The organism is Prescottella subtropica (assembly GCF_005434945.1).
Classification (GTDB): Bacteria; Actinomycetota; Actinomycetes; order Mycobacteriales; family Mycobacteriaceae; genus Prescottella; species Prescottella subtropica.
Genome location: NZ_SKCH01000025.1, coordinates 42,974 through 52,186 on the forward strand (window position 1 = coordinate 42,974; position 9,213 = coordinate 52,186).

Here is a 9,213-nt window from a genome sequence, read left to right on the forward strand (position 1 = left end):
GACTGGTGGTCGGCGCCACACGCCACGCATCATAGGTGATCCACGTCACAATGTCACCGATCTGTGACATAAACCTCGCAGGGTTGCGATCTTGAGCGATTCAGCTGTTACCTGGTTGTGACCTTGTCGTGATCACCGAGTTATCGATCCGGTTGGATCGAAGCAACCCTCTCTCGACTGTACCGGTGTTCACGTTCGGAGGCTGCCCCGTCTGCAGCCCGAAGATGGAGAGCACGAACCTTGAACGATTCGCGTACGAACACCTTCGACCAGACGTCGACCACCCGCTGCGGGTTCATGACCCGGACCCGCGCCGCCGGCATCGCGACCCTCGCCGCTGCCGGCCTGTGGGTCGGCTCGGCCGTCGCCGGCGCCCTGCCTGCGCACGCCGAGACCGCCGCCCAGGCCCAGCCGGCCGAGGCCGCCGCGCCGCTGGCCGCACCCCTGAAGTTCCTCGACTCGACGGGCCTGCTCGCGGCCCTCAACCTGCCCGCGACGACGCCGGAGGCGGCACCGCTCGCGCAGGACATCGCCACCCCGGCCCCCGCCCCCGTCGCCCCCCCGGCCCCGAGCCCGTCGTCGGTCACGCTCGACGAGCTGGTGCAGATCGTGCCGCAGGTCGCGCCGGACCGGCTCTCGCAGTACGTCGCGCCGCTCAACGACGCCCTCGCCAAGGCCGCGATCGACACCCCGCTGCGCAAGGCCGCGTTCATCGCGCAGCTCGTCGTCGAGTCGGACTCGTTCCGCACGTTCGAGGAGTACGCGTCCGGTCGCGCCTACGAGGGCCGCTCGGATCTGGGCAACGTCGCCCCCGGCGACGGCGAGCGCTACAAGGGCCGCGGTGCCATCCAGGTCACCGGCCGGCACAACTACCAGAGCGTGAGCGACTACCTCGGCATCGACTTCGTCGCCAACCCCGAGCTGATGGCCACCCCGGAGAACGCGTTCGAGACCGCGGCCTGGTACTGGCAGTCCCGCAACCTCAACGCCGTCTCCGACAGCGGCAGCATCGAGAACGTGTCGCGCATCGTCAACGGCGGCACCCACGGCCTGCTCAAGCGCATCGACAGCTTCCAGCGCGCCCTCGGCATCCTGCACTGACCGTTTGAATGTTCGGTGACCCGAACTCTATAGTGCGAAGTATCGAATAGCCGGTCGGCGGTTGTTCCCGACGCACCGTGGAGTTCCGTGAGCACCGAGATCACCGCACCCGCCCCGCCACACCGGCGGGGCGGTCTGCGTTCCCTGGCACTGCTGGGTCCGGCGTTCGTGGCCGCCATCGCCTACGTCGACCCCGGCAACGTCGCCGCGAACCTCACCGCCGGCGCGAAGTACGGCTACCTGCTGATCTGGGTGCTGGTCGCCGCCAACGCGATGGCGGTGCTCGTCCAGTACCTGTCCGCGAAACTCGGGCTCGTCACCGGCCGCTCCCTCCCCGAGATGCTCGGCCGCCGACTGCGGCCGAACAGCCGCCGGGCGTTCTGGGTGCAGGCCGAGGTGATGGCCGCCGCGACCGATCTGGCCGAGGTGATCGGCGGCGCGATCGCCCTGCACCTGCTGTTCGGGCTGCCGCTGCTGCTCGGCGGCCTCATCACCGGTGTCGTGTCGATGGCGATCCTGACGATCCAGTCCCGGCGCGGCCAGCGCACGTTCGAGTTCGTCGTCCTGGGCCTGCTGGCGATCATCACGATCGGCTTCCTCGCCGGACTCGCGTTCGCCGACGTGTCCGCCCGCGACGCGGCCGGCGGCCTGGTCCCGCGCTTCGAGGGCACCGAGACGGTGCTGCTCGCCGCGAGCATGCTCGGTGCCACCGTCATGCCGCACGCCATCTACCTGCACTCGGCGCTCGCCCGGGACCGGCACGGCGCCGCCGGGCACGGGCCACGGCTGCGCCGGCTGCTGCGGATCACCCGCTGGGACGTCGCCGGCGCCCTCGTCGTCGCCGGTAGCGTCAACATCGGCATGCTGCTGCTCGCCGCGTCCGCGCTGCGCGGCGTGCCGGGCACCGACACCATCGAGGGCGCGCACGCCGCGATCCAGGCAGCATTGGGGCCGGGCATCGCGATCGTGTTCGGGGTCGGCCTCCTCGCGTCCGGGCTGGCGTCGACGTCCGTCGGCTGCGCGGCCGGCTCCGAGATCATGCACGGACTGCTGCACGTGCGGATCCCGGTGTTCGCGCGGCGCGTGGTGACGCTGATCCCGGCGCTGATCGTCCTCGGCATCGGCGTCGACCCCACCCTGGCGCTCGTCGTCAGTCAGGTCGTGCTGAGCCTGTGCATCCCGTTCGCGCTGATCCCCCTCGTGCGGATCACCTCGGACACCACCGTCATGGGCCCGGAAACCAACGCCCGCGCCACCACCGCCGCCGCCTGGGGCTGCGCGGGCCTGATCATCGCCCTCAACGTGGCACTGCTGTGGCTGACGGTGACCGGGGCCGGGTGAAACGGCGGCCGGCGCGATATCGATCGGGAAGGATCGGCCCCGGGTTCCGGGGCCGATCCTTCCCATACGACCTACGAGAGGTCGACGCCCAGCAGTGCGTCCACCGCGGTCGCGAACGCGGCCGGCGCGGACGTGTCCGGGCCACCATGGTCGACGGTGCGGCGGACCCAGCCGTCGAGCGCGTCGAGCGCCTTGGGTGTGTCGAGGTCGTCGGCGAGGTGCTGGCGCAGCCGGACGATCGTGTCGTCGGCGGACGGACCGGCTTCACACGCGGCAGCGGCGCGCCACAGGGCGAGCCGCTGCTGTGCGGTCTCGAGGACCTCGCCGGTCCACGCCCGGTCGGTGCGGTAGTGCCCGGACAGCAGCCCGAGCCGGATCGCGGCCGGGTCGACGCCCGCACCGCGCAGTTTGGAGACGAACACCAGGTTGCCGCGGGACTTCGACATCTTCTCGCCGTCCAGTCCGATCATGCCAGTGTGCACGTAGTGGCGGGCGAAACGGTCGGTGCCGGAAGCGGATTCGGCGTGCGCGGCGGAGAACTCGTGGTGCGGGAAGATCAGGTCGGAGCCGCCGCCCTGCACGTCGAACCCGGAGCCGATGCGGTTGAGGGCGATCGCCGCGCACTCGATGTGCCAGCCGGGACGTCCCGCACCGAACGGCGACGGCCACGACGGCTCGCCGGGGCGGGCTGCCCTCCATACCAGGGCGTCGAGGGGATCGCGCTTGCCGGGGCGGTCCGGGTCGCCGCCGCGTTCGGCGAAGAAATGCTCCATCGTGGCGCGGTCGTAGCCGGACTCGTAGCCGAACTGCGCGGTGGCGTCGGCCCGGAAGTACACGTCCGGGTACTCGGCGTCGTCGACGATGTAGGCGGCGCCGGACGCGACGAACTTCTCGACCAGTTCGACGACCTCGTTCACCGATTCGACGGCACCGATGTAGTCGCGCGGCGGCAGCACCCGCAGCGCCTCCATGTCCTCCCGGAACAGCGCGGTCTCCCGCATGCCGAGGACCACCCAGTCCTCGCCGTCCCGGTCGGCCCGCTCGAACAGCGGATCGTCGACGTCGGTGACGTTCTGCACGTAGTGCACGTCGTGGCCGGCGTCCCGCCAGATCCGGTTCACCAGATCGAACGTCAGATAGGTGGCGGCATGGCCGAGATGGGTGGCGTCGTACGGGGTGATGCCGCACACGTACATCTTCGCGATCGACCCCGGCGTGACCGGACGCACCTGCCGGTCCGCGGTGTCGTAGAGCCGCAGAGCAGGGCCCTGACCGGGCACGGACGGGACAGCGGTGTCGGACCAAGACTGCATACCGGCGAGCCTAGTGGACCGGAGATTCCGGGCGTGCGTGCGACGCCTAGAACGCCGGCCACGGAATGGTGCGCGGCCCGTCGGGGATCGGCAGGACCGGTGTAGCCAGCAGGGTTTTGGCGCGTTCGCGCAGGGCGTCGACCTCGCGGAGGGTGACGTGCTCGGAGAGGCGGGTGGAGAACGCGTCGCCGTCGAGTGCCCCGGTGAACGCGTCGAGGTCGGCGAGCAGGTCGTCGCCGATCGATCGCCCGGCCCACCCCCACAGGACGGTGCGGAGCTTGTTCTCCTCGTGCAGGCAGATGCCGTGGTCGACGCCGTACACCGCGCCGTCGACGCCTTCGAGGACGTGCCCGCCCTTGCGGTCGGCGTTGTTGAGCAGGACGTCGAGGACCGCCATCCGGTGCAGCCGCGGATCGTCGGCGTGGACGAGCGACACCTCGTTGTCGTCGGCGTCGAACGCCCGCAGCACCTCGAGCCAGCCGGACGGCACCGCGTCGGGCGGGCAGATGTCGACCAGGTCCGGGCGGTCCCCCGCCTCGGGGCGCCGGTCGACGGTGTCGATCCAGCGTTGCACCATGCCCGGCCCGAACGGCCCGTCCCGCAGGATCGTGTGCGGGACGACGCCCCAGCCGAGCGCCTCGGAGATCAGGTACGACGCCACCTCGCGGCCGGCGAGGGTGCCGTCCGGGAAGTCCCACAGGGGACGCTCCCCGCGGATCGGCTTGTAGACGACCCGGACCTGCGCCCCGTCCTGTTCGACGTCACACACGAGGGTGGCGTTGCTGGCCTGCACGATGCGTCCGACCACCGTCAACTCCCCGGTGGCGGGCACCTCTCCGGGTGTCATCGTCAGAGCTCTTCCCCGAACTCGACGGTCGAGTCGAATCCGGCGACGCGGCGGTAGCCGTTGGTGCGCACGCACACGTGACCGCCCGCGCCGAGCGGTTCCCCGCACAGTGGGCAGGGGGCGCGACCGGCGGAGACGACCCGTTCGGAGCGCAGCGCGAATTCGCGGGCCTGGATCGGGGTGAGGAACACCCGCACCGCGTCCGGGCCCTCTTCGGCATCGTCGAGGACGACGGACTCGTCGAACTCGGTCTCGCTGACGGCGAGCAGTTCCACGACGACAGACTCGGCTTCGGCGTCCCACCCGAGGCCCATCGTGCCGACCCGGAACTCGACGTCGAGCGGGGTGAGCAGGGGGCTCAGGTCCCCGACCTCGCCGGGTTCGGGCGGCACCGCGGTCCCGAACCGGCGGTGCACCTCCTCGAGCAGCAGTCCCATCCGATCGGCGAGAACCTGCACCTGCTGCTTCTCGAGCAGCACACTCACCACCCGGGCATCGTGCACGGCCTGGAGATAGAACGATCGTTCGCCGGGTTCACCGACCGTCCCCGCGACGAATCGGTCGGGGGTGCGGAAAACGTGGATTGCGCGTGGCATTGCACCTCCTCGAACTATGCGTACCGGTTCATTATCCGCCTAGCGTTCACGACCCACCTCACCTCCGGGCACCGCCGTGTCGCCGGCACGCGGCGGGGCGGCCAACCCACCGAGGTCGCCGCCGGTGTCGTTCACCCGCAGCACGTACGGGCGGACGTCGCTGTAGCGGACGACGCTGATCGACGCCGGCTCGGTGACGATCCGCTGGAACGCGTCGAGGTGGGAGCCGACGGCATCGGCGAGGACCGACTTGATCACGTCCCCGTGCGTGCACGCCACCCACACCACGTCCCGGCCGTGGTCCTCGGCGAGCCGGCGGTCGTGCTCACGGATCGCGGCGACGGCCCGCGCCTGCACCTGCGCGAGCCCCTCCCCATCGGGGAACACGGCCGCGGATGCGTGCTGCTGCACCACCTTCCACAACGGTTCCTCGACCAGTTCCTTCAGAGCCCGTCCGGTCCACTGCCCGTAGTCGACCTCGACGAGCCGGTCGTCGACCCGCGGGGTGAGGCCGCGGTCCGCGGCGAGCGGGGCGACGGTCTGCTCACACCGCAGCAGCGGCGAATGCACGATCTCCTCGACCGACACCCCCGCCAACCGTTCGACCACCGCTTTCGCCTGCTCCACACCGACATCGTCGAGCGCGACCCCCGGAGTGCGCCCCGCGAGCGTGTGCGACGTGTTCGCCGTCGAGCGGCCGTGACGCAACAGAATGACCGTCATGCGTGCCAGCCTAAGCCCCCACGCTGACATGATCGGTGCGTGACGGATGTGGCAGGCGCGTCGGCTGATGGTGTCCCGTTCGACGACGACGTCCCGTGGACGGCGTGGACGCCGCGGGACGTGACAGCTCGCCTGCGCGGCCTGTGCACGCCGGGCGGGCGTCCGGTGCGGTGGGCGATCGCCGGCGGGTGGGCACTCGATCTGCATCTCGGCCGTCGGACGCGGGAGCACGAGGACCTCGAGATCGTGGTGCTCGGCGCCGACGTGCCGGCCGTGCTCGACGCGTTCACCGGTGACGACTGGCGGTGGCTGCTGCCGGTCGACGGCCGGTTGTTTCCGGTGGAGTCGCCGGCGCGCGCCGGCACGCATCAGACATGGTTGTGGTCGGTCGAAGACAGCGCGTTCGTCCTCGATGTGTTCCGCGACCTGCACGACGGCGACACCTGGATCTGCCGCCGCGACCCCACGATCACGATGCAGTGGACGGACGTCGTCGGTGTCACGGCTGACGGTGTGCCGTATCTGATTCCGGAGGTGGTGTTGCTGTTCAAGGCGAAACATGCGCGGGACAAGGACGTCGCCGACCTGACGACGGTTCTGCCCAGTCTGAGCGGCGCGCAGCGCGTCTGGCTCCGCGACGCGCTCGAGAAGGTGCATCCGGGGCACTCATGGCGGGCGCGGATATGAGGCGGGCAGTACGGATCGGGGGGCTCGCGCTCGTGGTTGTCCTGGCGGCCGGGTACCTGTATCTCGCGGTCCTGTACCGAAGCCTGAATGTCTTCGCGCCGCCGGACCGGATCTCCTCCCTGGGCCGGACGTATCTGCTCGGCGGTTCCCCGCCGATGAGCCTCGACGACATAGCCGGGCGCCGGTCCCCCGGCCACAACCGGATGTACACCCTCGAACGCGTCGGCACCCTACCGCCCGGGCACGACGTGTACCAGTGGCAGAACGACCAGATCCGGGGACAGGCGACGACAAGCGCGTTCCTCGAATGGGGCGGCAAGTACGTGACCTACTCGCTGTCGGGTGGGGCGTGACGAGGGGGCGCCGGAAGGTCGGACCGACCGCACCCACAATCAGCGGGAACGTACTGGTAGGAGAGGGAAACAAGGGGTGGAGGGAATGACGGGAATCGAACCCGCGTAATCAGTTTGGAAGACTGAGGCTCCACCGCACGCGAAGGCAGCGAGTCCGACGAGTGCCCTCAAACAGGCCGAGGCTGCGAGCTGTCAACAACGACAGGTCGCGCATGCTCGGTGAGCATCCGAGCGGTGGACTCCGCTGTTACGTGTGGTGCCGGACCTGGCCGGCACCAATCAGGTGTTCTCGCCGCTGCGGCACCCCGGAATCTCATCCAGCTTCACCGTTCGGAACGCCGCCTTGATCACGGTCTCCTGAAAGATGGTCAGCGGGGTGGCACGGGAGAGCGCCTCGTCGACCCACGCCTGCATCTCGGGTGTCCACTCCGTTGCCATGCCACCGACCGTAGTCGAGTACAGCCAGGGTCGTAGGTAGATTCGGTCCGTGGAACTTGCGCATTCGGTGCTACAGGCAGCCGAAACCGAGGCAGGTCACTTGCAGTATCTGCGGCGGTCGGGCAACGCGAGCGGCCGGGCCTTCACCGGGGTGCAGGCTGTGACCACCAACCGATCGACTCGGCCCGAATTACACGGCGTCACCGGCAGACACGGGACATGCCTTGGCTGCCAAACCCTGGGGACCGCCGCGAGCGGGCTCAGGGCACGAGAGATCAACGGTGGATCATCGGTCGCGTCCGCTCAACTCCTCAGTCGCGACACCCACCGCGCGATCCGCTCTACAGGTCCGCCGGTAGACGCGGTACGAGTCTTGTTCTGCTCCACCAGTTCGACGATCCGCTCCCACGGAACCACCCTCCGAAACGCCGCACACTGCGACGACGGATTCGCTCGCGCCGCCTTCACCTGTCCGATCGCCTCCGTAAGGGTGGCGGGATCCTCCCCCAGCGCTTCCGCCAGCCAGAGCAGCCCCGGCGCGCACCGGAAATGCGTGTAGAAGAAGCGGGCATCCTTCCCCGGGTTCTTCCGGTTGTACGAGCCGGGCCCGTCGTAGCCGGCAAGCCAGCCCAGCAGATGCTCCTTCTGCGAGGAGAACCGCTGCGCCGATGTATCGGGATAACACTCGAACGCATCGGTCAACGGCTGCCGCGGGCCCAGCCCGGCAACAACCTGCCGCAGCACACTGATCTCCACCTACCTGAAACCTCCCACATCCATGTCTTTCACCGAAATACCTGATCGTGCCGTACTGATGCCGGCACCTCCACCGGAGCGGTCACCCTGCGAGACGCGCGCAACGCCGACCGACCGCTACGGGCGTTTCTCGGCCCGTGCAGCGCGGCGAGCCGCCCGCCGCTCTCGGTCACTGGGCCCCCTGAATCGAGCACTGACAGATATCCAGTCAGCTGATCCCTCGAGGCCGTCCACGACGAGCCAGCTTCGCTCTTCGGGCGGCAACGCCTCGACAATGTCACCCGGCTGTTGCATCGCCATGCCCGCCAACCGGGAGAACGCCGAACCGGGGCGGCAGGGAACGAACACATCCGGATAGATCTCACACGCCGGCCTCTTGCTCGACTTCCCCTGGTGCGTCGCGCGCACCTCGATCTGCACAGTCCGCTCGTCGCCCCTGCGTGCTTCCCGGAGGTCGTCGGGGTTCGGCAGACGAAATGGATCCGACACGGCCGTGGATTCCCCGTGTCGCACACTGTCGAACATGTCCATCCACGCCGACTGTCTCCCGGACAACACCTGAATCCACTGGACGGCCTGCGCGGTCGCCGCGTCGTCGACGACGAAGACACAACCGGCCTCGTCAACCGGACGCACCGCGGCAGAACTACACACATCCGCCACCACCTCCGCGTTGACGAAAACCCGGCCCCCTTCGGCGACGAACACATCGGGATGGACCTCGCACGCCGCCTCCCCCGTCGACACCACCCGATGCGTGGCCTTCACCTCGAACACCATCTACTACAGCCCCCTTGCTCCGACCGGCACCGAGACACATCCCCTCGGGATGCCCCCGCCGGCACGACGATTCAACAACACGACACCGACAACCCTGGGCCAGCAAGAACGCGACCCAGGCTCGGTTACGTCCAGAGATCCACGGCCGAGGCCGTGATAGAGCCCCGTGGAGTGGTGTAAACCGTTGAGCGCGTAGCTCTGTGGTGCCGGTGATTATGCCGTAAGCGGGACAGATTCGTCCACGTCCGTCTCCGCGGGCGGGGCAGGTTCGATGGAGG

Annotated in this window: 11 protein-coding genes; 4 read left to right on the forward strand and 7 right to left on the reverse strand. The window is 69.2% G+C overall.

The features are described from left to right. Positions 1–240: 240 nt before the first annotated feature. A complete protein-coding gene (locus tag E0497_RS17460) occupies positions 241–1,101 on the forward strand; it encodes a glycoside hydrolase family 19 protein (RefSeq protein WP_137726064.1) in 861 nt (286 codons plus the stop codon). A 135-nt stretch (positions 1,102–1,236) separates the two neighbouring features. Next, positions 1,237–2,442, forward strand: a complete 1,206-nt coding sequence (locus tag E0497_RS17465; protein ID WP_206663651.1) for an Nramp family divalent metal transporter — start codon at positions 1,237–1,239, stop codon at positions 2,440–2,442. 71 nt (positions 2,443–2,513) lie between these two features. Here E0497_RS17465 and mshC read toward each other — a convergent pair whose 3' ends face one another. The 4 genes from mshC to E0497_RS17485 are packed head-to-tail and all read right to left on the reverse strand — an operon-like array spanning position 2,514 to position 5,921. Further along, complete coding sequence (gene mshC / locus E0497_RS17470) at positions 2,514–3,755, reverse strand: cysteine--1-D-myo-inosityl 2-amino-2-deoxy-alpha-D-glucopyranoside ligase (protein ID WP_137726066.1); 1,242 nt, start codon at positions 3,753–3,755, stop codon at positions 2,514–2,516. Between the two features lie 46 nt (positions 3,756–3,801). Further along, the gene (locus E0497_RS17475) at positions 3,802–4,602 is read right to left on the reverse strand and encodes an SCO1664 family protein (protein WP_137726067.1); all 801 of its coding nucleotides are present in this window, start codon (positions 4,600–4,602) and stop codon (positions 3,802–3,804) included. Positions 4,603–4,604: 2 nt separating this feature from the next. Further along, a complete protein-coding gene (locus tag E0497_RS17480; protein WP_137726068.1) occupies positions 4,605–5,198 on the reverse strand; it encodes a DUF3090 domain-containing protein in 594 nt (197 codons plus the stop codon). 39 nt (positions 5,199–5,237) lie between these two features. Continuing rightward, a complete protein-coding gene (locus E0497_RS17485; RefSeq protein WP_137726069.1) occupies positions 5,238–5,921 on the reverse strand; it encodes a histidine phosphatase family protein in 684 nt (227 codons plus the stop codon). Between the two features lie 39 nt (positions 5,922–5,960). Here E0497_RS17485 and E0497_RS17490 point away from each other — a divergent pair, with 39 nt between their 5' ends. Further along, entirely contained in the window at positions 5,961–6,608 is a 648-nt protein-coding gene (locus tag E0497_RS17490) for a nucleotidyltransferase domain-containing protein (protein ID WP_137726070.1), read from the forward strand. Further along, on the forward strand, positions 6,605–6,961 hold the full coding sequence (locus E0497_RS17495; protein ID WP_137726071.1) for a hypothetical protein: 357 nt from the start codon (positions 6,605–6,607) through the stop codon (positions 6,959–6,961). Before E0497_RS17490 ends, E0497_RS17495 begins: the two co-directional genes overlap by 4 nt. A gap of 279 nt (positions 6,962–7,240) precedes the next feature. Here the strand turns inward: E0497_RS17495 and E0497_RS20465 are convergent, their stop codons facing one another. The 3 genes from E0497_RS20465 to E0497_RS17505 form a co-directional block, all read right to left on the reverse strand. After that, positions 7,241–7,399, reverse strand: a complete 159-nt coding sequence (locus E0497_RS20465; RefSeq protein ID WP_161987438.1) for a hypothetical protein — start codon at positions 7,397–7,399, stop codon at positions 7,241–7,243. A 303-nt stretch (positions 7,400–7,702) separates the two neighbouring features. Further along, entirely contained in the window at positions 7,703–8,155 is a 453-nt protein-coding gene (locus tag E0497_RS17500; RefSeq protein WP_137726072.1) for a hypothetical protein, read from the reverse strand. Positions 8,156–8,272: 117 nt separating this feature from the next. Next, complete coding sequence (locus E0497_RS17505; RefSeq protein ID WP_137726073.1) at positions 8,273–8,935, reverse strand: hypothetical protein; 663 nt, start codon at positions 8,933–8,935, stop codon at positions 8,273–8,275. Between the last annotated feature and the right edge of the window lie 278 nt (positions 8,936–9,213).

Bases quoted from the DNA above. Each gene is read 5' to 3' on its own strand.
- E0497_RS17495 (WP_137726071.1), top strand. From the start codon at position 6,605: ATGAGGCGGGCAGTACGGATCGGGGGGCTCGCGCTCGTGGTTGTCCTG.
- E0497_RS17505 (WP_137726073.1), bottom strand. From the start codon at position 8,935: ATGGTGTTCGAGGTGAAGGCCACGCATCGGGTGGTGTCGACGGGGGAG.
- E0497_RS17480 (WP_137726068.1), bottom strand. From the start codon at position 5,198: ATGCCACGCGCAATCCACGTTTTCCGCACCCCCGACCGATTCGTCGCG.
- E0497_RS17485 (WP_137726069.1), bottom strand. From the start codon at position 5,921: ATGACGGTCATTCTGTTGCGTCACGGCCGCTCGACGGCGAACACGTCG.
- E0497_RS20465 (WP_161987438.1), bottom strand. From the start codon at position 7,399: ATGGCAACGGAGTGGACACCCGAGATGCAGGCGTGGGTCGACGAGGCG.
- E0497_RS17475 (WP_137726067.1), bottom strand. From the start codon at position 4,602: ATGACACCCGGAGAGGTGCCCGCCACCGGGGAGTTGACGGTGGTCGGA.
- mshC (WP_137726066.1), bottom strand. From the start codon at position 3,755: ATGCAGTCTTGGTCCGACACCGCTGTCCCGTCCGTGCCCGGTCAGGGC.